Source organism: Blastocatellia bacterium, assembly GCA_016713405.1.
Taxonomy (GTDB): Bacteria; Acidobacteriota; Blastocatellia; order Chloracidobacteriales; family JADJPF01; genus JADJPF01.
The window spans coordinates 83850-109256 of record JADJPF010000010.1 but is presented as its reverse complement, the minus strand read 5'-3'; the positions used below and the strand labels follow the sequence as shown (position 1 = coordinate 109256).

Below are 25407 nucleotides of genomic sequence, written 5' to 3'. Positions count from 1 at the left end.
AAACATTACTAGTATTTTTAACAGCAGGTTTTTGTGTTCAAAATTTTTCTAAACATGGTCATACAATGATTCATGCTTTAGAAAGTATTGGTTTACCTGTTTTTGTTATCTATTTTACAGTTGAAGCATTAAAACTAGATATAAAAGCTGTTGCTGCATATGTTCCATTAACAATAATTCTGGTAAGCTTACGTTGTATTACTTATTATTTTAGTATTAGTTTAGCTAACAAATTAGCTAAACCTCCAGAAAATTTTCAGCAATATTTATGGATGTGTTTTTTCCCAAAAGGTGGTATAGATCTGGTTTTAGCTGCTATAGTAGCTAGTAATATTCCTTCCTGGGGGCAACAATTCCAAACCGTAACTTTAGCAACTATATTAATTTATATTATAGGTGGGCCACTACTCCTTAAATTTGCCTTAGACCGTGCTGGAGAAACTGAAGAAGCCCGTAAAAAAGGTTCAGAAGAAGTTGCTGAACTTGATAAAGTTTTAGAAAATAGTTATTCATCTGAGCCAACAGAAACAACTTTTTCACTGACAAATATTGAAAATAAAGAACTAAAAGAAAAATTACTAAACCTGCGTCAAGAATTTATTGATATTCACCAAAGAAAAGTTTCAGATCCAATTAATCAACTTGCTGCAAAACTAAGAAATACTATTGGCAAAATTGAAGAAATCAATAACTCAACATTTCAGAAGCTAGAAAAAATTATTCAAGACTCTAGTTATCTTGATGAAATAGCTCAAGCTGGTGCTATTAGGGATTTACAAGTTACTTGGCGTTTAGAAATTCAAGATAAAATAGACTTTTTAGCACTACTTGAACCCCTTGCAATTAATACAGTTTCAACAAAAGAAATTTTAGCTCAACTACGTGGACGACTTTCTTTTGAAGAAAATATCCAAATTGCTAAAGCTAATAAGTTCTTTCAAATCAATACTACTGACCGTTTTTATGTACGAATTATCAAAAGATTACGTAAAATAAGACAAATTATACTTAGGCATCCTGGATATCGCAGTATTGCTATGGGGCGTTTATGGCGTTACTATGTTGAGCTTTTTCTGCCAATTTATCTAGCTACAGGTGTAGCTAATACTTCTAGGCATAATGAAAAGCTGTGGTATTTATTAGGTTATTACTTAAAACAATTTGATATGTTATTTGAAAATATTGTTGGTACTTTAGAAAAACAATTATTTTCTGAAGCAAAAAAAGTTGAAACAAGTAAAAACTTTGAAATTCAATCCAACAATTCAGCAGAAAAGTCTTTATCACCTGATAAAAAACTATTAACTTCCTCTCCAATAGCTTTATTTCAACAAGGAAAAAGCGAACTACAAACACAATCAAGGATAATTCAAGATAGTTTAACTATTGCTATTAAAGCTAAATATGACCATTACACTTGGAGTTTACAAAAAACTTTAGAAAACTTTTTTAATGCTGTAGAAAAAGCTGGAACGGTAGAATTGCCTGCATTTCGTTATCGTCCATCTAAAGAATTTGACCGCGCTCAAAGAGCAGAAAACCATTTAATTGATATATTAAAACGTGAGCAATCAATAGTTTATGGTTATCGTAGCTGGCTTATATTTAATCAAACTTTAGTAATATTTCGTCAAGAATTTCTTGATTATCAAAAAAATATAATTGTCACGCTTAATCAACATTTAGAAAAATCTTGTCATCATCAAATTTCATTGTTAAAGAAGCAATTTTTAACAGAAATTAATCGATTAGGTACAAAACCAGAAGATACTAATATTTCATATAATTGGAAGGAATTAGCTAATAAATTACTTTCACAAATTAATCAAACACAACACAAAATTGAACAATCTATTGTGACAGTAAAAGCAGAGCTTGCTCGTAATTTACTAGCTGAAATAGAGGATCGAATCTATAAATTTGCTGATGAGCTAGAGTTTTTAGGGCAAGATCCAAATCAATTAATTTCCGAAACTTCTAATCCAAAAACTTTAAATATTGCTCTACGTCAATGGTTTATAACAGAACTTGCACGAGAAATTGCACTTAGACTTATTGAACTAAGTGAGCGAATGGAGAAACTACTAGAAGATAGCTTGACACAACTTCATCATATTGAGCAGGTAATTAATTTTAACTTCCGAAGTATACATAAAGATACTAGTTCGCAAACAATTAACAATATTGTAGATACATTAAAACGTGTTGAACATATTGCTGAGCAGCTTTGTAATTCTTTAGAAAAAAACACTAGTCAATTAAGAGCATGGATTTATAGTGAAACTGACTCATTATTTCTTAATACAACTAAACCTTTTCTTCAACATCGCCTAACAGATATACAAAATATAGTTTCTCAACGTAGACAACAAATTGCTAATATCACCAATCAAGCCAATACCTTAGAGCCAATAAAAAATGTCACAAAATCATTTGTAAGTCAATTTACTCCTATTTATGGTCAAGTGACCAAAGACTTACAATCTATCCTTAATCAATCTGCTAAATCATCAAATAATGCTAAATTAAAACTACTAAGCTCTGAAACAAGTTCACAAGTACCAGCCTCTTATAGCCGGATGTTTACACCAACACTTTTGGATATCCCAGACTTTTATGTTTCACGTCCAGAATTAGAGGCTAAATGTCTAATTGCAATCGAGCAATGGTTAGCAGAACGTCCAACTTCAATCTTACTTTATGGTGATCGTGGTGTAGGCAAAAATACTCTTTTACAACATTTGCTGCATAATAATTTAGAGCAACTACAAAGCCAATTGGCTAGAAGACACCCACTTCACATAATCCGTCTAAGTGAAGAAGTAGAAAATGAATCACAACTAGCTATTCAGTTAACACAAAAAATTAACTAGTGAAATTTTTTATAACTTAAATAGTGTTGAGCAATATTTACAAAATCTTGAAGATAGACAAATTATTGTTATAGAAAATGGAAATAAATTATTTCTGCGTACCAGTAAAGGCATTGACCTATGTAGAAGCTTTTTACAAATGATGTCAGCGACTTCAGATAAAATACTATGGGTCATAATTCTTAGTGAACCTGCTGCAACATTGCTTAATAATACAATTAAATTATTTGACTTTTTTACTCAGGTCTTCAAAGTTGAACCTATGGACAGTGTTGCAATTGAAAAAGTAATCCGAAATCGGCATTGGTTAAGCGGTTTTAAGTTAGATTTTCCAACAGCAAAATTTAATATTATTGAAAGGTTGCAACATCCTATTAGCACTTCTAATGCACTTAAAGATCCTGCACAAGAGTTTTTTAGACGTTTATATAAATTTAGTGAGGGTTATCCCCTTTTAGCATTACTTTATTGGTCACAAGCAGTAGAACTTCACCCTGTTGATAGCAAAACAACTATTCAAGTTAATACTTTACCTGATCGAGAAGTAGATTTAACATCTGAACTTTCAACAAACAAAAAATTGCTTTTAACCTGTTTAATTCAACATGGGTCTTTATCAATTGAGCAATTAGGCGAAATACTTCTTTGGCATAAAACGGAAATAGAAAAAGAAATTTATCATTTGGTTAGATTCCAATTTGTAGAGAAAATTTCTAGCACTCCTCAAAGATATGAAATAAAGACTTTAATTGAACCAATAATTACTAAAGAGCTACGAGCAGCAGTTATATGTTTTGCTTTTTTTAATTTTAGTTATTATTTTGTTAAATATGGGACTCTTAAATAATTTATTTGCTGGCTTGCTTTTAGCTTTAGAAGATCGTCTGCAAGTAGGTCAATATATTGCAATTAATGAAATATCTGGCATAGTTGAATCATTTCAATTAACTTTTGTAAGAGTTAAAACATTAAATCAAACCATTTGCGAGATTCCAAACACAACATTTTTTAATAAAATTCTCCTTAACCAAGACCAAAAAACTCATGGTGCAGTTTGTGAGATTACTTTAGTAATCCCTTTTAACTTACCAATTAATCAAGCAAAAGAGTTAGCTTATCAAGCAGCAAGTCTTAATGCTTTTGCTTGTCCTTATAATAAAGCTGAAATTTTTTTATTACCCAACAATCTAATTTCTGAACCTCCAAAAATTTTAATTAGAGGTTATGCCTTTGACCCTACTTATAAAGAACATTTTACTAGTGAACTGATTGGCCGACTTTATGAGAATTTCCAGAAAAATTCTCAGCCTAAACGACATAGTATAATAACTGAATAAGCAAAAGATTTAATTATTGCAATATTTTTGATTAAAAAAATTATTCTTTTTTAACAGAAAAAATGTAAGGCTTAGGCCACCACTCGCGTAAGTAATTTCTAACGTATGAATATTGTTATTAAATTTTTTTGAAGGGATTTCTACAATCAAAAAACCTTTAGCTTGTTTAATAGAATTTTTTAAGCTACTTGGTTGCCAAGAAATATCATCGCCATGTTTTAAAACTACTTTATTTACTTCAGATAAAGTGTATAAAGTTTTAATTTTTAACTGAACTAGTTGTTCAGTTTTTGCTGAAAGTTTAAGAACTTTGGTTTCTCCACCAGCAATAGAACGGTTTCCGCCTTGGTCTAATTCAAAACTCACTAAAGGTAATTTTGGTAAGTAATTTTTAGCAAGCTGCTGCTTAAGATCATCTATTTGCTTTTCAAGATCGGTAACTTTTTCTTGAGTTTTTGAAGCATTTTCTTGCTCTGATTTAATTTTTTCAATTAGTGCAAGATTTTCTTCTTGATATTGTTGTTTTTCAATTGATAGTTGGTTTTGCTGCTTTTCAATGAGTTGTTTTAATCGTTGTTGCTCGAAAATTGCCCAAGTTAAAGCTAATAAAAAAGCAAGGATGGTTGATGTTGCAAAAACAACCCGCCAAGTCGAGTTAAATAAAGTAAATGGTGAAGTAAAAGTTTTCCACCATGAAATAGATAAGTTAGGAGACTCAATTTCTTTAGACTCAGTTTTAGAATCTGTTATTTTAGCAATATGTAAAGCAAGAGCTTGAGCAATTTCTACACGTTTGCGTAAACCTGGACTAGCTTTAAGATATTTTTCAAATTTCTTTTGTTCTTCTAATGAAAGCTGCTTTTTTATATAAGCATCAATTAAATCATTTTGTGTTGCTTCAAATTGCAAATATTTTTCATCATCAGCAAAAAACTCTTCTTCCAACCTAATTTCTTCTTCTTTGGATAGATCACCAAGAAAATAAGAATTTAACCGATCTTTCATGGATTTCCTTTATAATTTACTATTTCCAAAAGAGTTTAAGCTAACTACCATTTTAATTTGTTTAACAAAATAGACATTATCAACAATTTTTAAAATAAATCGATAACGCCTTGCTGCTGACTAATAAGATACTCTTTATATTCTTAATGCCTAATAGCTATATTTAAGTGTTAGAAGAAAAGAAGTATATGATTGATTTTATTAATTTTTAAACTTTATTTCTATTTTGTTGCTCTAAACAATTACTAATACATTTTTCTAATTTTGAACGAATACGAGTAATTCGATTTCGCAAAGTAGTTATGTCTATCCCTAACCTTTGACTTAAGGACAACCGGCCATCTATTTTTGTTGAATTTTTATCTTGATGATATTCGATAAATATCTGGTAACTTTCTCTAGGCAGTTGCTCTAAACAAGACGCTAGACATTTTAACATTTGCTCTTTTTTTAATTCTTCTGTTTGTTCTTGTTCAATGCTTACTGGGTTAATGCTAGGGTGTTTTGTTAAAGGAAGTTCATCTAGGGGTTCTACAATTTCTTTCCTATCACGCCAATATTCCATTAATACAAAGCGTGCAACCCCTCTAACATATTCATAAGGTTGTTGAGTTTCGATTTTGGTTCCATTTAATAGTTTTTGTCCAACACGTAAAAAGACTACATCTGCACAATCCTCAGAATCTAAACAACCTTGGCTTTGAAAATAGTAAATAATTTTTTTTCTTAGCTCTAAATAAGTCTTTTCTGCTAACTCTAAGTCTGGATTTAACCAATTTAGTAGCAACTTAAGTGCATCAGGGTGTGAGTCTATTTCTAAAATTTTTGAAAACAAATCTGCCAATATAATATATTTCCTTAAAAGTCAGTAAGGCATCAGCACTATAGGAAAATCTATTTATCATAGAAACATTTATTTTCATATCCTGGTTAGCAAAATTTAATAACTAACCTTCGTTAGTTATTAAATTTTATTAACTAATAATTATTTCCATTCTCCTTGTAACTGAAATGCCGCCCAATAAAAAGGAAATTGAAGATCTTTATCTTGAAGTAGCTCAAGTTGAGCTAAACGCAAGGCATGAGCAGGTGTTTTATTTTCTAGGAAAATTTTTTGGTAGAGTTTTTCCATTAATTGCGATGTTGCTCGATCATTTACTTTCCATAAACTAGATAATACTCTTGATGTACCAGCACACATAAAACCGCCTGTTAAACCAATAATTCCATCCCCTTCTAAATCTTTACCTAAAGCCGATTCACAAGAACTTAATGTTACTAAATCAGCATCTAATTTAAGTTTATAGATTTCATGCAAAGCAAGAAAACCATTTTGCAATTCTTTGTTTTCATCTACTAGAGATAAAACTAAGCCTGATAGCTCTGGCGATACACTGTTAATAAGCCCATGAGTAGCAAAATGTATAAAACGATATAAGCTTAAGTCTTCTTTCAAAAAATTGTCTTTACTTGCTTTAAAATCTAACAATAACTTTTGTTCATTTTTAGGCACTAACTTAGAAATTTCTGTAGCTTCTTTGGATGAATATAGCAAACGTTCAAAATTGGATCTAAGGGTAGAATTAAGTTTTGTTTGATTTCTATTAGGCTTATTAGCCTCATTACTTGCAAATAAACTAACTCTATCATCATCCTGAGTAAATACAGGATCAGCAACAACTAAGGTCTTTAAAGTCTTTTGATTGCTAACTCGCTGTCTCAATAAAACCATAATGTTAGCTGCTGGTAAGCTAACGATTTCATTATTTTGAATCAATGGAATGTGCAAGTTATTTTTCTTATGGTTTTTGTTAGCAGTAGGAATAGGTAAAGCTCCAAAAGGAATATATTGCAAACTATAATGAGGTACAACTATTAAGCGTTTTTTTTGAAACTGTTCAAAGTTTGGAAAAATTACTTTGCTTAACTTAGCTGCTACTTGCCAATAAGCTTTAGGATTTTCAGGATTTTCCTTAGAAATAATGTTGTATACATCAGTAGTAAGTTTTTTTATTTCTTCACGCTTAGGAAGTTTATAAGTTTTTATAGATGTTTGAGTTATTGCCCAAAGATAACTTTCATTAGTACCTAAAAAATACTCTAAAAGTAGGCTTTCTGAATCAAGAACCTGTTTTTGAAGTGTATCTATTTCTAATGGTTGAGGTTGTATTAAAGTAGCATACTTAGGACTTTGTTGTCTAATTTCTGTCAAAACCTCTCTTAAATTTCTTAGAGTCTCTTCTTGTTTTATTTTTATTTCTTGAATCTTTGTTGATGAAGTTTCAGTTCCTCTTGCACTCTCACTTTTTAATAATGTAATTAATTCATTTTGTTGTTTACTAAGTTGGTTTTGTAAATTTTGCTCTTTATCAAGTATTTTTGAAGAAACTCCTTCTTTAATATCAACACCAGATTCTATTAATAAATCTAAAAAAGCTTTTGCTCGTGCCTGTTCACTAGCTCTAAAAGCTTGAATGTCATAACCAGCATTTGGTTCTTTTAAATGCTGATTCATTAATAAAGTAATATAAAGCTCATATCCGTTTTGTAGTGTTTCGTTGTAAGCTAAACGGAATTCAAAATTGATTATATTACTACGAATAAAAGTAAATATTCGAATAGCATGTTCAATGTCTGTTTGAGCGTCTTTAAAATTACCTGTTTGGAATTTAAGATCTGCTAATTCATAAAAAGTATTAGCTATCCAAGTAATTCTTTCTGTAGTTTGCAATCGCTCTAAGGCTTTATTCAAGTATTCAAAAGCTTTTGAAATATCCGCATCTTTATCTTTGGAGTTGTTTTTTGGCCGGTTTTTGTAAACTTGTCCAATTAACAACAAATTATGTCCTTCTTCGGCCTTAACATTGTTTTGAAATATTTCTAAAGCTTGCTGTAAACAATCTAAAGCTTTTGAGTAGTCTTTAGTATTTGCATATAAACATCCAAGATTTTTTAGTGACTTAGCTTTTGTTAAAATATCAAATGTGTTCTTAGCAATTGATTGTTGATAAAAACTTTTTGCCTCTGCAATATTATTTAAGTAGAAATTTGCTGCACCTAAGTTATTTAGCACAGCAACTTCTGAATTTTTTGCGTCTTGATCCCCACTTTTTTGGTGAATTAAGAGAGCTTCAGTATATAGCTCTATAGCTTTCTTAATATCACCAAAAGACAAATAACAATTAGCTAAATTATTAAGTGGCCGTGCAGTCGCAGCAGCTATTTTTACAGATTTTCCTATTTCATATGCTTTTTTAAATCTATCAAAAGCTTCTTGAAACCGCCCTTGCTCATAATAAAGTTCCCCTAAATTATTGTGGCTACCAGATTCAAAAGTTGCTTTTGCAATAAGGTCATCTAAATCAGCTGCTACAATTAAAACCTTTTTATAATATTCTTCTGCTTTTATAACATTTCCTAAACGCTTATGAATTATTCCCATCTCATTTAATGCTTCTGCTTCAAGTGGCTTGTTTTCGGAGGCTTTGCAATGTGGTAGAGCTTTTTCAAAGTATTCAAGTGCAACTAAAGGATCTCCTTGTTGGTGTGCTTGAGCTAGTATTTCTTCAGCCAAAAGTTTTTCAGACACAAAAGTTTTGTCTTTTAAGGAAGCTTTCCTTAGTTGCTTTAGCTGAATTTCATATTCTCCTGCTAGACTATTAGCAACTACTGTAACTTTATAAGTTCCTGCAAATTTAGTAATTATTTCTAGATTTTCTATTCCTCTTTCACCATAAAGATTATCAGCCCCAGCAATTTTATTGCCTTGAAAATCAATTAAATCAACTGCTACATCAATTCCTTTTTGTTCAAGGAGGACTTGCAAATATTGATCTTCCATCACGTCTATTTGATAGTAATGAATCTCCCCTTCTTTTATTTGTCGATTAATAGGTTTATTAATTTCTAGCGGAATATTTTCTAATGAAGCCTGTTGAACAATAATAGGCAATTTAACTAAAGAATGATTCATAGCCTTAACTTTGGCATCTTGATTAAAAATTGCAACTATGCAAACAACTAATAGAACAACCAAAAATAAAATGTATTTCTTATAAGAAAATAATCGTAAACTATAATATAAGCGAGTAAGCATTATAACTCCCATAAAAATTCTTAAGTTAAAAATATTTAAAAGATGTTTTGATTTGTTGAGATATTTTTTAAAAACTTATAATTACAAAAATATTCTAGTAATCTAACCTAATTTTCCAGGTTTAGGTTATAACTCATTAACCACACATAGCCCTTTAATTTCTGAATAACTAGATTGGCCTTTACTTCTACAAAGTGTTGTTGGTATTGGATAATGCTTGTTGGTATTTTTTAAAACACGTTGGTTTGATGCTTTAGTTATTTCTATTTACTAGTGGCAGTTTCTAAAAAGTGTATGCCCAAAAGCAGTAGAATTACCCCAAATTTATTTGGGTGTTGAAAAAGGTTTGCTTTGAATTTTTAGAGAATTTTACTTTCTAACACTTAAAAGTAAATTGGAGAGTTTAAGAGTTGTTTAGCTTTGTTTAGAAGGTCTAGATTTTTAGCAAAGGAATTGACTCTCTTAGTCAATTCCTTTGCTTTTAAGCTCTTAAAGAATACTACGCATTAGCAACTAAGCTTCTTAACACATAAGGTAATATACCACCATGTTGGTAGTATTCAACTTCTATACCAGTATCTATTCTTAATGTTAACGGTACTTCTTGACTTTCTCCATTAGCACGATGTATTACTAAAGTAACATCTTGCTGTGGTCTTGGAGTAGGTTCAAGACCTAAAATATCAAAAGTCTCTGTTCCATCAAGGTTTAGACTTTGTGCAGTTGTACCTTCCTTAAACTGACAAGGTAGGACTCCCATTCCTACTAAATTACTTCGGTGAATACGCTCAAAACTTTGTGCAACTACAACATTAACGCCTAGCAATCTAGTTCCCTTTGCTGCCCAATCGCGCGAACTACCTGTTCCATATTCTTGACCAGCAAAAATAATTAATGGTGTTTTACTAGCTTGATATTTCATTGAGGCATCATAAATGCTCATTTGCTCATTAGCAGGCTGATAAACAGTTACTCCTCCTTCTGTACCTGCAGCATTAAATTTTTAATTCTAACATTAGCAAAAGTTCCTCTAACCATTACTCGATCATTACCACGACGCGAACCATAGCTATTAAAATCTTCTACTGTTACGCCTTTTTCTTGTAAATAAATACCTGCTGGAGAGGTTTTCTTTATTGAACCTGCTGGGCTAATGTGGTCTGTAGTTACTGAATCACCAAAAATTGCTAGTGGACGTGCGCCTTTAATATCAGCAAAAGTTCCTGCTTCTAGGCTAAAGTTTTCAAAAAACGGAGGTTGTTGTATATAAGTAGATTCTTCGTCCCACTCATAAACATCGCCAACACTACTTGGTATTTCATCCCAAAGTGGGTTGTCATCTGTAAAGTTAGAATATAAACGGCGGAAAGTTTCAGCATCCATTGCACTTGCTAGCACTTCTTTAAGCTCATCTGATGACGGCCAAATATCTCTTAAATAAACATCTTCCCCGTTTTTGCCCTTTCCTAAAGGCTCATTGTTCATATCTATATTGACATGACCTGCTAAAGCAAATGCTACTACTAACGGAGGACTCATTAAGAAATTAGCTTTAATATTTTGATGAACCCGCGCTTCAAAATTACGGTTGCCGCTTAAAACGCTAGCAGCAATTAAGTCATTTTTAACAATTGTTTCCTCAACATCTGCATCAAGTGGGCCTGAATTACCAATGCAAGTTGTACAACCATAACCAACTACATAAAAACCAAGTTGGTCTAAATAGCCTTGTAAATTGGTTTTAGCCAAATAATCTGTTACAACTCTTGAACCAGGGCCTAAAGAAGTTTTTACATGCGCTGGAACGCTTAAGCCTTTCTCTACAGCCTTTTTAGCTAATAGTCCTGCTGCTAGCATTACGCTTGGGTTAGAAGTATTAGTACAAGAAGTAATTGCAGCAATTAAAACATCTCCATGACCAAGTTCTACTGCTTTGTCGTTAGCACGAGTTTTAACTGTAGAAGTTAGCATTGGTAAGCTAGTTGTCTTAAATTCAACTCCTACACGTTTATTAAGTTCTTCTGATGATTTGTTATAACCATTTTGATTAACAGGTTTTTGGAACAAGTCAACAAATTTAGATTTTACTTCACCTAAATTAATGCGGTCTTGAGGACGTTTTGGCCCGGCAATTCCTGGTTGAACATCAGCTAAATCTAGTTCTAAGACGCTGCTATAATCACATTGACCTTTTGCAGGCATTCCAAACATCTCTTGTGCTTTGAAATAGTTACGAAAAGCTGATACTTGATCATCAGTTCGACCAGTAGCTTTTAAGTAATTACAACTTTCTTCATCAACTGGGAAAAAGCCCATTGTCGCACCATATTCAGGGGCCATATTTGCGACTGTAGCCCGGTCAGGAAGTGAAAGCGAGGCTGCACCTTCTCCAAAATACTCTACAAACTTACCTACTACCTTGGCTTTTCTTAACATTTCTGTGCAATGTAAAACTAAATCTGTTGCTGTAACACCTTCGCGTAATTTTCCAGTCATATGAAAACCAACAACATCAGGAGTTAAGAAATAAACAGGTTGTCCAAGCATCCCTGCTTCGGCTTCAATACCACCAACACCCCAAGCAACTATGCCTAAACCATTAATCATTGTTGTATGAGAATCTGTTCCTACTAAAGTATCAGGATAATAAACTCCATCTTTTTGCAGTACACCTTTAGCTAAATATTCTAAATTTACTTGATGAACAATACCTATACCTGGGGGTACAACCTTAAAGCTTTCAAAAGCTTGCATCCCCCATTTTAGAAATTGATAACGTAAGCGATTACGTTCAAACTCTATTTCCATATTAAGTTTTAATGAATCACTTTGATTAGAAACATTAACTTGTACTGAGTGATCTACAACTAAATCTACTGGAACTAAAGGTTCAATAATTTTTGGGTTTTTACCTAATTTATCTACAGCAGAGCGCATTGCTGCCAAATCTACTAGTAGTGGAACGCCAGTAAAATCTTGTAAAACAATTCTTGCTACAACAAAGGGGATCTCTTCTGTTCTTTCTGCGTTAGCTTGCCAGTTTGATAGAGTTTTTACATCAACCTCACGAATTTTCTTTCCATCATAATTACGTAAAACTGACTCTAGCACAATACGAATACTAACCGGCAATCTACTCATATTACCAACACCTTCTTTTTCTAGTTGTGGTAGAGAGTAATATTTGGCTGTTTGCCCATTGCCAAGATCAAAAGTTTGTAAAGTATTAAAAAGATTATGCATATTGATTCCGTCCATTTACCTCAAGATTTAGCTATTTCTTTTAATGGTTAATTAGCAAAAAACATCTTAACTATTTGATAGCGAAACAGTTTAATTGCCTTTTAGCAATGCGTCAAGCTAGCTCACAATATTTCAGCCTAGCTTTTTAGAGCTAACTGCTGTCTTACCAAGAAAATTAGTTTAGATTAGGTTGACTCCATCTTTTAATCAGCATTTAATCAAATATTGTAAGAATTTCCAATTATTCAAAAATTAAAAAATCTATGTCTTTTTTTAAATTAACTTCAACAGATCGTCATGAAATTTTTGTCCATCAATGGCAAATAGACAAACCAAATAAATTACTAGTCATTGCTCATAGTATGGCCGAACATGGAGCGCGTTACGCAACACTAGCAAAATTTCTTAATAATTATGGAATATCTGTCTATGCTATAGATCATCGAGGACATGGAAAATCAACTCGTAATGAAACCGATATTGGACATTTTAGTAAAAATGAAAACGGGTGGGAAAAAGTGGTTGAAGACTTAAATACTGTAGTAAATCATCTTCAAATGCTTAATCCAAATATTCCATTAATTTTATTTGGTCATTCAATGGGATCATTTATTAGCCTTGGTTTTTCAATACGTTATGGAAATAAACTTAAAGCTTTGATACTTTCTGGTAGTAATTCTTCCCCAATTTTACTTTATAAGCTTGCACGTTTTTTTACACAAATTGAAATTTGGCGACAAGGTAGCGAGGGTAAAAGCAGTTTGCTTGAATTTCTTTCTTTTGGTTCATTTAATAAAAAATTTGAGCCTGCACGAACAAAATTTGACTGGCTTAGTCGGGATCCTCAGCAAGTGGACATTTATATCAATGATCCTTATTGCGGTTTTAAGATAAGCAATAAATCATGGATGGATTTATTAGGCGGACTTATAGAAATTTCTGAACGTCCAAAACTAGCACTTATTCCAGCACAATTACCAATTTATATTTTTGGTGGAGACTGTGATCCTGTAGGCGGATTTGGTAAAGGCATTAGCCTTTTATCTACAGAACTTCGCGCTTCTGGAATAAAAAATGTAAAATTAAAACTTTACAAAGAAGGCCGTCATGAAATGGTTAATGAAGTCAACAAACAAGAAGTTTTTACAGATGTGATCAATTGGCTTAATGAAGAAATTTAATTAATTTAATGAGGTGATTAAATGTTAGCTAAAGAAGCACTCCCCCAACCTAATTTTTTTTATGGAACAGCTTGGAAAGAAGAACGCACAGCAATCTTAACTGAGATTGCAATTAAAACAGGTTTTCGCATAATTGACACAGCTAATCAACGTCGTCATTATTTTGAAGTTGGTGTAGGTCAAGCCTTAGCAAATGTTTATGGTGCAGGAATTGTAAAACGCGAAGATCTTTTTTTACAGACAAAATATACTTATCAACGAGGCCAAGATCATCGTATGCCCTATGATCCTAAAGCAAGCTTGTCAACACAAGTTGCACAAGCCTTAAAAAGTTCTCTTGAGGATTTGCACACAGATTATATTGATAGTTTTGTTTTGCACGGGCCTGCTTCTGGTTATGGTTGGACTGATGCAGACTCAGAAGTTTGGGAAGCAATGAAAAAAGAACGTGATGCAGGTCGCACACGCTTTCTTGGCGTTAGCAATGTTTCTTTAGAACATTTAGAGCAAATGATTTCTGTTCAAAAAGAAATTCCAGCATTTGTGCAAAATCGTTGCTATGCTCAACTTGGTTGGGATCGTGAAGTGCGGGCATTTTGTCAAAAACATAACATAATTTATCAAGGGTTTTCCCTTTTAACTGCTAACGTAGGAGTATTGCGACATCCTTTTGTTCATAAACTTGCGGCTCAATTTAACGTTACACCAATGCAAATAGTATTTTCTTTTGCTCGTGAAGTTGGAATGCTACCAATGACCGGAACATCTGATGCAGAGCATATGAAACAAGACCTTGAGAGTCTTAAATTAACACTCCCAAAAGATGCAGTTTTAACAATTGAATCTTTAGCTGGATAGTTTTAAGTTTACCTATCTAATTTTTATTTGTGTCTGGTCGCTGGATTTTAACTGTATCAGACTCAGAGCTTGGAAGTTTATTTGGAGCTAAAAAAGCATTAGGTGAGCAATTGCGAATAGCTGGAATTACTTCTGCTAGCATTTCATCAATTGAAGAAAAACGATTTTCTGGGTCTGGAGTAATACATTTTTGCAGCTTTAAGTCTAAGTTTTTAATTTCTGGTAAGTTACCTGGTAAATGATAAGGTTTTTTTAGCATTGTTCCCATAATTTCATACAAAGTTTTACCAATAAAAGGCTTAGTACCTGTTAAGGATTCAATAATCATTACTCCTAAAGCAAAAATATCTGCACGTTCGTCAACGTCTTCACCTGAAAATTGCTCTGGAGGCATATAGCCAAATGTTCCCATTATTGTCCCTGGTAAAGTTAAGCTATTGGGGTCAACTTTGTTGGTAGGCTTAATTTTTGCTATTCCAAAATCAAGAATTTTAACTATTTTACGCCCAGAAATTTCTGTGATTAAAACATTATCAGGTTTAAGGTCACGGTGAATTATTCCTGATGAGTGTGCTGCTTTAATTGCGTCTAAAATTTGCTCAAAAAGTTCTGCAACTAGGCTTGGAGGCAGCATTTTTTCTTGTGCAAGCTTAGATTTTAATGTTAAGCCTGTCACCATTTCCATCACTAAATAAGCACCCTCTGTAGCAAGCTGTCCATAATCATAAATAGCAACAATATTTGGATGAGTTAATTTTGCTGAAGTTTTAGCTTCACGTTCAAAACGACGAATAGCATCTTGGTCATTAAACATATTACCTCGAAGCATTTTTACTGCAACGCTACGTCCTAAGCGCAAATCTTCAGCTTTGTAAACTGCTCCCATACCGCCTTTACCTAACAATTTGTCCAAGCGATATTTATTTTCAACTATTCGTTCAACAGGTAAAGACAAAATTAATTCTGCACCATCTTTATCACAAATATTTATATTGCTATCAAAACAAAGCCCACATTTAGGACATTCTTTTACTAAATTAATATTTTGTTCTTCTAATTTTGAAAGCACCTCTTTCTTTATTTTTTCTTCTATATCGACTTTTTCTTTTAGTAAACTATTTTCATAAACTACACCAACTTGAGAAGCTATTGCTTCAAGTAAGTTTTTATCTCTTTGTGAGTAAGGTTCTTCAGACTGTTTTTCACCTAAAAGCAAAAGTCCCACTAAATCTTTACTTCCTCCAAGAGTTGGAACAATTAGCTGAACTTTCATTTCCAAAAGCCATTCTTTCTCTGCCTCTGGGAAATCTGCTAAAAATTCTATTTCTTTTGCTGCTTCTTCTCCACGCATTGCCCGCATTAGTTCAGCACCAGCAACAACCATTTGAGTTTTAGCTACACCGCCAACAGAATGACCTAGGGTAAAATGTGTTTTCTGAGGATCTCTATAAAATAGATAAATACTTTTTGGATGTAAGACTTCTGTTAATTTATTGGTAACAATTAAAGATATTTCTGCAATAGAGTTTAGCTTTTTAATTTCGTCTAACAACTGAGCTAACACTTTTTCACGTTGGTAAACTTTACGAAAAAATCTTTTATCTAGCCCAGAAGTTATCTCTACTCGATAAACAAAACTAATTATGGTGGTTAGAACCAAATAAAGATAAATAGATTTAGGGGAAAAAATTTCCCCTATTGTTAAAGTAGGTTTTAGTTTAATTACAGCAATTACTCCTAAAACTTCTAAGGCTAAAACGGCTCGCAAGAAATTTTTTGCTAGTAAATATTGTAAACCTCGTCTAACAACAAAATTAATTTCAAAAACCTGATGTTTAACAATTACATAAAAAAATGCTATAGGAATAATAGTAATAAATAAATCACTAAAGCGAGTAAAAAAGAAATAAACTGGAGTATCAATAATATATTTATAAGAAAATGTGTTAAGTATAAAGGTAGTAAAATTATTAACGAAAGTTGGTATAACTCCAAAAAGTGATCCATAAATAACCCATTTTATACGTCGTTTTTGATCTAAATCTTTAACTTGCTGATAATTACGAAACATTACTGCAACAAGTAGAAATAATGTACTAATAATTAAAAAATCAAAACCTTTATCTAAATATTTAAGAAATGTTTCATTACTAAAAAGAAAATGTAATGGTAAGCTATTAATTAAATAAAAATCTTTCCATAAGAAAATAGCTATAAATATACTGCTATAAAAATAAAGAAAATATTTAGCTAAATTCCAAAACTGACTTACTTCTACATCTTGAGGAAAAGGACAATAAATATTATAAGCAAAAGGAAAAATAAGAGGGAAAGAAAGCCATAAAAATAAGTAAATAATATAATCAAAGCCTAGTAGAAAGCTATTAAATAGCCTAGTAGAGCTAAAGAGCATAAAACAAGCGGCTGTAAACATTCCAATGGTTAAAAGCCTAGCTAATTTTAGCTCTGGTTTTAATATTCCAAAAAGTAGCCCACAAGTAGAAAACACTAAACTAGCAAAAAAGAAACCTATTGCCATAATTAAGTTTTTATAATCACGTTTAGGTTTGCTTTTTAATGTAAAACTATATTTTTCTCCATCGCGCTCAACATCAATTGAATAAAAGCTATTAATAGGGATTTTACGTTTAGCTTCTATTAAGCTTTGAAGCAGCCAAAAGTTTTTTTGGACAAATTTATCGCCATTAATTGCTAAAAGTTTATCGCCAACTTTTAATTTATTTTCTGCCGATGTTTTAGGGATAACTTCGCTAATAAAATAAGAATCACCTACACGGTTATATTTCCAGCCTAATTCTTTTTCATAACTACCAAAGCGAAAAATCATTGAACCAACAATGCTATAAAGAATTAGCATTCCTGATGCTAAAATTAAAGTGATCCAAAAAAAAGCATCTTTACTAGCAAGTTTTTTTTCTTGTAGCATAATGAAAATTAAAATCCTGACTTCGGAAAAATAGTTATGATTTACCAGCAAAAAATTCTTTAACAACTTGGCTATGAAGTGGAAAGGCTAAATTTTGAGGTTCTTTAATTATAAGTGCCTCAGAAGTTTCTTCACTAATGATAAATTCTGGTAAATCTTCGCTTCTACGCTCATTAGCTATAGCAAAAATTAAAACTGTTCCATCAGGCGCACTTAAAACATTAAAAAGTTTAACTTCTTCTACATCAATAGTTATTCCTGATTCTTCATAAAGTTCACGAGCAGCAGCTTTTTGCCAAGATTCGCCTAAATTAATATATCCGCCAGGTAATGCTAGTTGCCCTTTTCTAGGCTCAATTCCACGTCTTATAGTGTAAAGGCCACCATCAACAGGAAGCAAAACTACTGCTACTGGTGTTGGGTTAAGATAAGTAATATTTTTACAGTTGCCACATTCACGCGGCCAAGCTTGTTCTGCATTAAAGAGATGTCCACAAAATGAACAATGAGAGTTTCTTTTAGCCATATTTTCCTCTTTCTAATAGTTTATTTTTTAATCTGGTAACTTAAATCTAGCTTCTTCCCATTGAATTATCCAAGTTTCATAGGTTTGTGCAATTTTTGAATCTTTAGAATCAACCTTAAATGTTCTTAATTTTGTATCATAAAATTTATTAACAATAGCAAAGTTTATTGCAATAATAGAAAATAATAAGATGTGTATAATGGGAGAATGAGTAAATACTTTGGAAAAAATAGCATAAAGAAATAAAAAATAAAGAATAGAAAAAAGCATTATAAATATTGCTCCCATCATATTAAAATTAATGGCTTTTTTAATAATAGCTAAATCATCTTGTGTTTTGATGGTATCGCCAATAGAGCGACGAGCAAAACTAATATTTCTAATATTTTGGAAAGTAACTAAAAACCAAACTGTAAAATTAAATAAAGAAATATACCAGGAATTAATAAAATTATTAAAAAATAAACATATTAGAAAAACTGTAAAAGGAAAAACTGTAGACATAATTGCAGCATAAATAATATTTATATTTTTAAGGTAGTTGGCTGGTTTTGCAAATTTCTTAATGCACTTTGATTTTTAGGGTCTAAAAGCTCTATTTTTTCTTGAACTATTGAACAACGACTACAAATATTTTTAATTGGGTCAAAAAAATCTGACTGGTGGCAGATTTCACAACGATTGGGCAAAGATTCAGCCTTAATTTGTAGATTTTCCATAATTATTTATTTTTAACTTTTAAACTATGTTGTCCAAGTAATGTATAAATTGGCAAATAGTCATTTTTTTCTAGCTTTAACATTGCCTGCAAATGATGGCTAATGGTCTGAAAATCTCCTCGTGCAAATGGCCCAGTTAGAGCTTCACTTATTTCTTGACTCGCAAAATTATTAATAGTTCCCTGTATTAACGGCATTAATATTTCTTTTGCCTGATGGGGTTTTATACCACATTCAGCTAATAAATTTAGACTTAAATCCAGTAAAGCAAGCACATGCCCACAAGACATTACTGCTGCTGCATGGTAGAGTGCCTTTTTATCTGTTCTAACATTAACAATTTTGCCTGCTGTAAAAGTAATTAATTTTTCAGCAAAATCAATAGCTTCTTTGTCACCTTCAACACACCAATAAACATTAGCTAATTCACTTAAAGATATAATATTTTGAGCAAAACTTTTTAGCGGATGAATTGAACCAACTTTAGCACCTAGATTTTTTAATGGCAGAAGAAGTTCACTGTTAAAGGCTCCACTACAATGAAACACAAGTGTTTTTTGCCATTTATCTTTATTAAATTCGGAAAGTTTTTTTGCAATATTTTCTATTTTATCATCAGGTGTAGTTATAAAAAGGATATCTGGTTGGGTAAAATTCCAGTTTTTTTCTTTTAGTATTAAAATATTTTCTGTTTCTTTAATTAATTCTGTAGCTGTTTGATTTGTAAAAATTGTTTCTAGTTTATAACCAGCCTTTTTAGTAAAAAAAGCTATTGCTTTGCCTACTTTTCCTATTCCAACTATTGCAACAGTTAAAGACTCATTCATTAGGTATTTCTTTCCAAGGAGAAAAATCTAGCACTATTCCTGGTTCATCAGGTAAATTTTCTAGCCAACGCTCAAATTTATCTCGTAAATCAGCTTTATTTACTTTGTTAGCAAGTCTCATAGTAGGCAATATTGATGGAAGAAATTTAACTTTTCCAGCTAATGTTTGATTAAACTTTTCTACTGTATAAAAAGTTAATTTTTCTGCTTCACCATTAAAAAATGAGGCAAAAACAGTTTCCAAATCTTTTCTTTCTTCCTGAGAATCATTAAGAATATTTAAGCTCGCTTGATATTGTGTTAAAAGTTTTTGAATATAAGTAGTCTCTATATCAATAATGTGTTTAAGTAGCTCTAAAGAAAGGTTTTTATCTGTTTGATGATTAAGACGAAATGAACAATTACAATAAGGTTGTAAATCTAACAACTCTTTAGTAGGTAAAGAACAAGTATTGGCTTTAAGATTTTTTACTATTTTCATAGCCAACAAATAATAATAATTTCTTGCAATTGATAGTTGTGACATTAGTTCAAAATTACGCCATTTCTTGCTAATAAGTAAATCTTCTAGCTCAGTTAAATTTTCTGAATTCATCACACTATCATGCTTATTTAAGTAATACTCTTTATATTCTGTTTGAAAACTGCTATAAACTGATTCATAAAGCTGGCGATTTTCTTCTATTAGCAAACTATGAGTATTTTGTAAAAAGTTATTAAGTTCGCTTCTTAGGGATTCTATTGGGCCATTTCCAGTATTTTCTGCTGCTAAAATATATTTTCTAGTTGCATCAAAAAATGGTAGCCAGGCAAAAAAGTTTATTAGTAAAGTCAACTCATTAACTGCTCGAAAATAAACTGTATCTTTAGCAGCAAAATTATCAATAATTTGGGTTAAACATTCTTCTAAAGTATTTCTATTAGATAAAAAGTCATTAATTTCCTCACTAATAGCTTCAAAATAGCGATTACAAGAAACAACCATTTGGGATAATTTAGTGGTTACACTTTCAACAGGTAGTTTTTCTAGTTGGTCAGAAATTCTTAAACTTACCCAATTTTCTTGCCATGCTTTTAAGCCTTCTTTCATTTGTTCTCGATGAGTTTGGTTAACTAAATCCATTTCTTCTTCAGATGAAGTTAATAAAGAGTACCATTGACAAAGAGTTGATGGAGAATGTGTAATAGAAGAAATACGTATATGAGTATATTGATTTAAGCTTGATTCCAGAGCTAATTTAGATGGATTTAAGGCTTGGCTACCATTTTCTGAAGTAAGTTCTATTTTCCAATCAGCTACTAAAGCTATTAAAACCAATTTTTGAACTAAAGCACTTAAGCCAAAGGGTTCAGCACGTAGCCGGGTATAAAGCTGGCGAATAGGCATAGTAGCATCTTTTTTTAGCTCTAAAACTATGCTTGAAATTTCTGTTACAGCTAAAGAAGTGTTTTCTTCGCTTAAGTCCAAAATATATTGTCCTTCATTTGATAAAACTAATTTTAGTGGTAAAGCGCAATTTTCCAGATAGCTTTGTGTTTGAGAAGAAAAAGGATCTTGTTTGCCAAAAAAATTTTTTGTTAAGTTTATTAACACTTCTTCTGTTATCTCTTGTCCAAAATGAGGATGTTCTGGATAGCGAAGATATAAAGATTCAGCCATAAGTGAGGAAAACATTTCTGTAATTGTTGAACCTGCTACAGTTAGTTGATAAATTAAAATAGGTCTATCTGACCCAGGATTATTAAATTTCCCCCCATCTACATATAAGCGTTGAAAAATTTCTTGTAAACTTAGGTCTACTTTTTTTTGTTCTTCTAAACAATCTACTCCTGCTTGAGTTAGCTCTTGTGAATCTATTCTAAAGATTAAAGCTTTTTTTAATGTATTTAAGTCTTCTCTAGTTGGATATTCAGGTGTCCAATAAATAAGCGTTGGTGGATTAAAATAAGGAAAATCTATTATTGGATCGCTTAAAAGAGGAATTAAACAAACTTGCCAATCCCATTCACAAATACTTTGTGAAAGTATATATTCGCCCGTTTGGGCAAAAGCTGGCTCTACTAGCAAATCAATAGGTAGGAGTTCTTCATCATCTCCAATATCTGGAGTAATTAAGCCTACACCTAAAGAAACATTATTTTGTTGACTAGAAGGTATACTAGTAACAGGAAAAAGTTCAACTTCTGTTCCTAGCTTTAAGATTCCTAAACGCGAGCTATTACGCCAAGAAATAGGAAATTCTGCTCTTAATTCTTGACCAAATTTTAGCGGCCAATCAGAAAAAAACTCTCCTCCTACAGTAATAAGTAATTGTGTTAGTCTTATGTCATTATCTGCAATTTTTTCAATACTTTCAGCTAAAATCTCTTCTGTAGATGGTGCAGTTTTAATTACAAAACGGTAGGTAGAATAACGACCTTCTCCAGATACTTCAATCATATCAGGAGCAGTTTGCAGAAAACATTCTATTATTCTACTTATTCTTTGGCTTCCTGCCTTAAAATCTCGATCATCATAAAGCATTACAGAATCAGCTAATTTGCTTATTGTTACAGCTTTTCCAGCAAGAGAAAAAATAAACAAGGCTTTAAGAGCGATTTTAGCCCACATTTTTTCATCATAATTAGTGAGCCGGCCTATACCACTTTGAGTAATAAAATCATAAGTTGCAAATAAACTAGCAAGGTTTTCATTTTTTCTTAATTCAAACTCAAAACCATCAAAAAGCTCGTCTAATGCTGAAAGGTTCATTGCACGTCGGTTGCTAGCTTTTGAAGCAGAAGAACTAATAAAACCTAGTAAGGAAAAACTCCTAGAATAAACTCTTAAACCAGCAGCAACTTCTAAAACCGCTGGGTGAATAGGAAAAACGGCTGTAAAGTCCTCCTTTGACCAAGCAAACTGAGGCATTAAACGTACAATCTCATTATAAAGATAGCCTAATTCTTGACGTTGCTGATCATTTTTTTTCAAAATAAACCGATCTGCAATATCTCTTAAATTAGCTGTATCTACTCTCTCTACCTTAAATTTACTTAAAAGCTTGCTTCCTACATCAGATAAAATATCTTCATCTAAAGTAATAATTAAACCTTGAGATTGATCACCAAATTGATCTGCTACCCAACTTAACCAACTAACTATTTGTGATTGTATTCGTTTGCTAGAACGCATTGGCAGTGAAATACCATCAATAAAAAGTGCTAGCACTGCTCCATAAGGAAGTTTTGACCTAATTAGCTTAAAAACTCTTGAACCAGAAATAGAGTCACCCCATTCAGTATCAGAAAAAAATACAGGGTTATGATCTCTAGTAGCTAGTTCCTCTCTAATCATACTTAATAAATCAGGAGGTTCTTTACTAGTAATATCTAGTTCAATTACAAAAAACTTTTCATCTGCTAATTTGCCAGCAGATGAAACTATAGCAGGATCACGTAGGGCGTTAGAAAGACCGGGATTAGTTGTTAAAGCACGCATCACGGTTAAAAGATGGCTTTTACCTGCACCCCTAGGGCCAGTAATAATATAAGGGCCTCTTTGACCAGCCAAAGCCGCCAATAAATTAGTTATACTTTCTTTAAGCCGCCAGTTAATTTGATAGGCTCTGACCACCAAATCACTACTAACACCCTTAAAATCAGCTAATTGTGCTGGTGATTGAACTTCAACATAGGCTTTTATTTGTTGTATTGCCATACTTATTTCTAAAGTTTAGTTGTTAAATGAGATCCTACACTCTACCATAATCTTACTTATAGTCGCAACAAACTGATAAGCTCTTAACAATAAATGCTCTGTAACTTAAATATTCTAACATTTTAATCTTAAGCCCCAACGGGGCGACATATTTGTAGCGTAGGGTTTCAACCCTACGTATGATAGTATAGTATTTAGAGAATCACGAACGTGACGACATAATTAATTTATTGAATTTATTAGATTTATTATGTCGTTGCTACGCGACTCTAATTATGTATAACAACTATACCTAGGTCTTACAACCCATAAGCGCGAACTTAAGAACAACTAATTGAAAAGTAAGGGGTTAAATCTTAAGCCCCAACGGGGCGAAAGATATGTAGCCCAGAGCGTAAGCTCAGGGTTTAAGTAATATATCATATAAAGCCCCAACGGGGCGAAAGAGCCTTTTCTTAAAGACTCTTTCGCCCTTTCAGGGCTTAAGAAGGCTTAACTATAATTTCCTAGGGCTTACGCCCTAGGCTACAGTTATGTCGCCCCGTTGGGGCTTAAGATTAAAATATCAGTAAATTTAGTTTACAGAGTACTAATGATTACTTCTAGTTATTTTGCTTATCTAATTCCTCGCCAATAGTTTTAAGAGTGCTAGCAAATTTATTTACATTTAAGGTCATTAACCGCATTTGACCACGTAAACTAGACATTACAGGATTTGAAAGCAATCCTGATAAAAACAATTCTTGACATAGCTCTAAAACTTTTACACTAGCTGTTTCTAAAGATAAGTCATGACGATTAGAAATAATTTCTGCTACTTCTTTAAGTAAAAGATTTTCTGAATCTATTAGCTCAACTATATCTTTTTGTATTTCATCAACTATGATAGATATATTTCCTTTTTCCGTTTTAAGGATTTTTATATCTTGTTCTATTAATTTAATATCTTCAGGTATTTCTAATTGATTTGTTAACTCACTAACTAAATTTATTAATTCAAAACTAAAATTATTTGCTTCATTACTTTCTATTAAGATCAAATAACTACATTTAGCTTCTAGTATTTTATAGTATTCTATTAACTCATTACTAATATTTTCTAGTGGTATACTATTTATTTCTAACATATTTAGTTGATAATATAGTATTTCTGCCCAAGCCTTAAAATATTCATTATCAATATAACTTTGAGATAAAATAAACAGCTTTACTTTTTGATTATCTTTTAGTAATAATTTCTCTATATTTGCAGATAGTATATTTATGTTATCTGTTGCTAGTATTTGTATTATTATTTTACTTTTATCACTAGCAATGTTTTTTAACTCATTTAATAATTCTAAATTATTTTTCTCTATATTACTTGATTTATTATTTAATAATATTTCAATATTTATTCGTAAAGAAAATCTAGTGCTAGAGCAAAAAATTAGTTCTACTTTAGGAAATTCTGCCTTTGGTGTACTAGAAACTATAATTTTTTCTGATAGTTGATTTAATGCTGCATTAGCTTTAGTAATATTAATAGCAGCTAAAGAATCACTAAAAGCAAAAACTTGCTCTGCTTTTTCTGCTGCCACTAAACTAGCTAAACCACAACCACAATTTAGATCTATTGCAGATTTAGCATCTGTTTTCATTAGTTCATAACTTAACTTATAAGTTTCAGATGTTAATGTGGCTGAAGGCTCAAAAATTGGATCTGAAGAAATAATATAAAAACCTAGCCAGGCTATGATCCTATAATTATCAAGTTGTACTAAATTTCCAGTTTCTTTAATCAAACCTAATCTAATTAAATCATTTAGTAGTTGTTCATTTATTAAATTCTCGACTACCTCTAAGCGTTCTAAAGCTTGTCTTAAAGCAAATAACCGCAACATAACATTATAAGACAAACTTAAACTCATTATTTCTTCAGTTATTGCTCTAGGAAAAGTTGCTAAAGAACTATCTGTAAAATAACTTAGCCCCTTGATACTACGATAAAGCCAATCATAGCGTAAAATTTTTAGTATACTGCGAAGTTCTAGTAAACTTGGTTGAAATTCATTAGTAAAATTAATCATTAGTGCCTCTAAAAAATAACTACTAT

15 protein-coding genes and 1 pseudogene are annotated in these 25407 nt (G+C 31.7%); 5 read left to right on the top strand and 11 right to left on the bottom strand.

Annotation, left to right across the window (positions count from 1 at the left end):
* Positions 1 to 65: 65 nt before the first annotated feature.
* From IPK14_14385 to IPK14_14375, 3 genes are all read left to right on the top strand, one after another.
* Positions 66 to 2873: a hypothetical protein gene (locus tag IPK14_14385; protein ID MBK7994517.1), complete on the top strand. Its 2808-nt coding sequence runs from the start codon at positions 66 to 68 to the stop codon at positions 2871 to 2873.
* A gap of 139 nt (positions 2874 to 3012) precedes the next feature.
* On the top strand, positions 3013 to 3720 hold the full coding sequence (locus tag IPK14_14380) for a hypothetical protein (protein ID MBK7994516.1): 708 nt from the start codon (positions 3013 to 3015) through the stop codon (positions 3718 to 3720).
* On the top strand, positions 3704 to 4210 hold the full coding sequence (locus IPK14_14375) for a mechanosensitive ion channel family protein (protein ID MBK7994515.1): 507 nt from the start codon (positions 3704 to 3706) through the stop codon (positions 4208 to 4210). The genes IPK14_14380 and IPK14_14375 overlap by 17 nt, the downstream gene beginning before the upstream one ends.
* A gap of 9 nt (positions 4211 to 4219) precedes the next feature.
* Here the strand turns inward: IPK14_14375 and IPK14_14370 are convergent, their stop codons facing one another.
* The 4 genes and pseudogenes from IPK14_14370 to acnA form a co-directional block, all read right to left on the bottom strand.
* Positions 4220 to 5215 carry a hypothetical protein gene (locus tag IPK14_14370; GenBank protein ID MBK7994514.1) on the bottom strand — a complete coding sequence of 332 codons (996 nt, stop codon included), beginning with the start codon at positions 5213 to 5215 and terminating at the stop codon, positions 4220 to 4222.
* Positions 5216 to 5423: 208 nt separating this feature from the next.
* Positions 5424 to 6059, bottom strand: coding sequence for a sigma-70 family RNA polymerase sigma factor (locus tag IPK14_14365; protein ID MBK7994513.1), 636 nt, complete (start codon positions 6057 to 6059; stop codon positions 5424 to 5426).
* A 141-nt stretch (positions 6060 to 6200) separates the two neighbouring features.
* Positions 6201 to 9311 (bottom strand): CHAT domain-containing protein, encoded by a 3111-nt coding sequence (locus IPK14_14360; GenBank protein ID MBK7994512.1) that lies wholly within the window; start codon positions 9309 to 9311, stop codon positions 6201 to 6203.
* Between the two features lie 499 nt (positions 9312 to 9810).
* Positions 9811 to 12554: pseudogene (gene acnA, locus IPK14_14355) on the bottom strand (aconitate hydratase AcnA).
* A 263-nt stretch (positions 12555 to 12817) separates the two neighbouring features.
* Between acnA and IPK14_14350 the strand changes: the two are divergent.
* Both IPK14_14350 and IPK14_14345 read left to right on the top strand, forming a co-directional pair.
* Positions 12818 to 13735, top strand: coding sequence for an alpha/beta hydrolase (locus tag IPK14_14350; protein MBK7994511.1), 918 nt, complete (start codon positions 12818 to 12820; stop codon positions 13733 to 13735).
* A gap of 21 nt (positions 13736 to 13756) precedes the next feature.
* On the top strand, positions 13757 to 14593 hold the full coding sequence (locus tag IPK14_14345; GenBank protein MBK7994510.1) for an aldo/keto reductase: 837 nt from the start codon (positions 13757 to 13759) through the stop codon (positions 14591 to 14593).
* 16 nt (positions 14594 to 14609) lie between these two features.
* On the opposite strand, the gene IPK14_14340 is transcribed toward IPK14_14345, so the two are convergent.
* From IPK14_14340 to IPK14_14310, 7 genes are all read right to left on the bottom strand, one after another.
* Positions 14610 to 17540, bottom strand: coding sequence for a protein kinase (locus tag IPK14_14340; GenBank protein ID MBK7994509.1), 2931 nt, complete (start codon positions 17538 to 17540; stop codon positions 14610 to 14612).
* 34 nt (positions 17541 to 17574) lie between these two features.
* Positions 17575 to 18066, bottom strand: a complete 492-nt coding sequence (locus IPK14_14335) for an NUDIX domain-containing protein (protein MBK7994508.1) — start codon at positions 18064 to 18066, stop codon at positions 17575 to 17577.
* A gap of 27 nt (positions 18067 to 18093) precedes the next feature.
* Positions 18094 to 18570 (bottom strand): hypothetical protein, encoded by a 477-nt coding sequence (locus IPK14_14330; protein MBK7994507.1) that lies wholly within the window; start codon positions 18568 to 18570, stop codon positions 18094 to 18096.
* Between the two features lie 20 nt (positions 18571 to 18590).
* Entirely contained in the window at positions 18591 to 18785 is a 195-nt protein-coding gene (locus tag IPK14_14325) for a hypothetical protein (protein ID MBK7994506.1), read from the bottom strand.
* A 2-nt stretch (positions 18786 to 18787) separates the two neighbouring features.
* The gene (locus IPK14_14320) at positions 18788 to 19612 is read right to left on the bottom strand and encodes a DUF2520 domain-containing protein (protein MBK7994505.1); all 825 of its coding nucleotides are present in this window, start codon (positions 19610 to 19612) and stop codon (positions 18788 to 18790) included.
* On the bottom strand, positions 19605 to 23312 hold the full coding sequence (locus IPK14_14315; protein ID MBK7994504.1) for a hypothetical protein: 3708 nt from the start codon (positions 23310 to 23312) through the stop codon (positions 19605 to 19607). Before IPK14_14315 ends, IPK14_14320 begins: the two co-directional genes overlap by 8 nt.
* Before the next feature lie 602 nt (positions 23313 to 23914).
* Positions 23915 to 25381, bottom strand: a complete 1467-nt coding sequence (locus tag IPK14_14310; protein ID MBK7994503.1) for a methyltransferase — start codon at positions 25379 to 25381, stop codon at positions 23915 to 23917.
* Positions 25382 to 25407: the final 26 nt, after the last annotated feature.

Excerpts from the sequence above, each read along its gene's own strand:
- IPK14_14385 (MBK7994517.1), top strand. The coding sequence starts at position 66 with ATGATTCATGCTTTAGAAAGTATTGGTTTACCTGTTTTTGTTATCTAT.
- IPK14_14380 (MBK7994516.1), top strand. The coding sequence starts at position 3,013 with ATGATGTCAGCGACTTCAGATAAAATACTATGGGTCATAATTCTTAGT.
- IPK14_14375 (MBK7994515.1), top strand. The coding sequence starts at position 3,704 with ATGGGACTCTTAAATAATTTATTTGCTGGCTTGCTTTTAGCTTTAGAA.
- IPK14_14370 (MBK7994514.1), bottom strand. The coding sequence starts at position 5,215 with ATGAAAGATCGGTTAAATTCTTATTTTCTTGGTGATCTATCCAAAGAA.
- IPK14_14360 (MBK7994512.1), bottom strand. The coding sequence starts at position 9,311 with ATGCTTACTCGCTTATATTATAGTTTACGATTATTTTCTTATAAGAAA.
- IPK14_14350 (MBK7994511.1), top strand. The coding sequence starts at position 12,818 with ATGTCTTTTTTTAAATTAACTTCAACAGATCGTCATGAAATTTTTGTC.
- IPK14_14345 (MBK7994510.1), top strand. The coding sequence starts at position 13,757 with ATGTTAGCTAAAGAAGCACTCCCCCAACCTAATTTTTTTTATGGAACA.
- IPK14_14340 (MBK7994509.1), bottom strand. The coding sequence starts at position 17,540 with ATGCTACAAGAAAAAAAACTTGCTAGTAAAGATGCTTTTTTTTGGATC.
- IPK14_14335 (MBK7994508.1), bottom strand. The coding sequence starts at position 18,066 with ATGGCTAAAAGAAACTCTCATTGTTCATTTTGTGGACATCTCTTTAAT.
- IPK14_14330 (MBK7994507.1), bottom strand. The coding sequence starts at position 18,570 with ATGTCTACAGTTTTTCCTTTTACAGTTTTTCTAATATGTTTATTTTTT.
- IPK14_14325 (MBK7994506.1), bottom strand. The coding sequence starts at position 18,785 with ATGGAAAATCTACAAATTAAGGCTGAATCTTTGCCCAATCGTTGTGAA.
- IPK14_14320 (MBK7994505.1), bottom strand. The coding sequence starts at position 19,612 with ATGAATGAGTCTTTAACTGTTGCAATAGTTGGAATAGGAAAAGTAGGC.
- IPK14_14315 (MBK7994504.1), bottom strand. The coding sequence starts at position 23,312 with ATGGCAATACAACAAATAAAAGCCTATGTTGAAGTTCAATCACCAGCA.
- IPK14_14310 (MBK7994503.1), bottom strand. The coding sequence starts at position 25,381 with ATGATTAATTTTACTAATGAATTTCAACCAAGTTTACTAGAACTTCGC.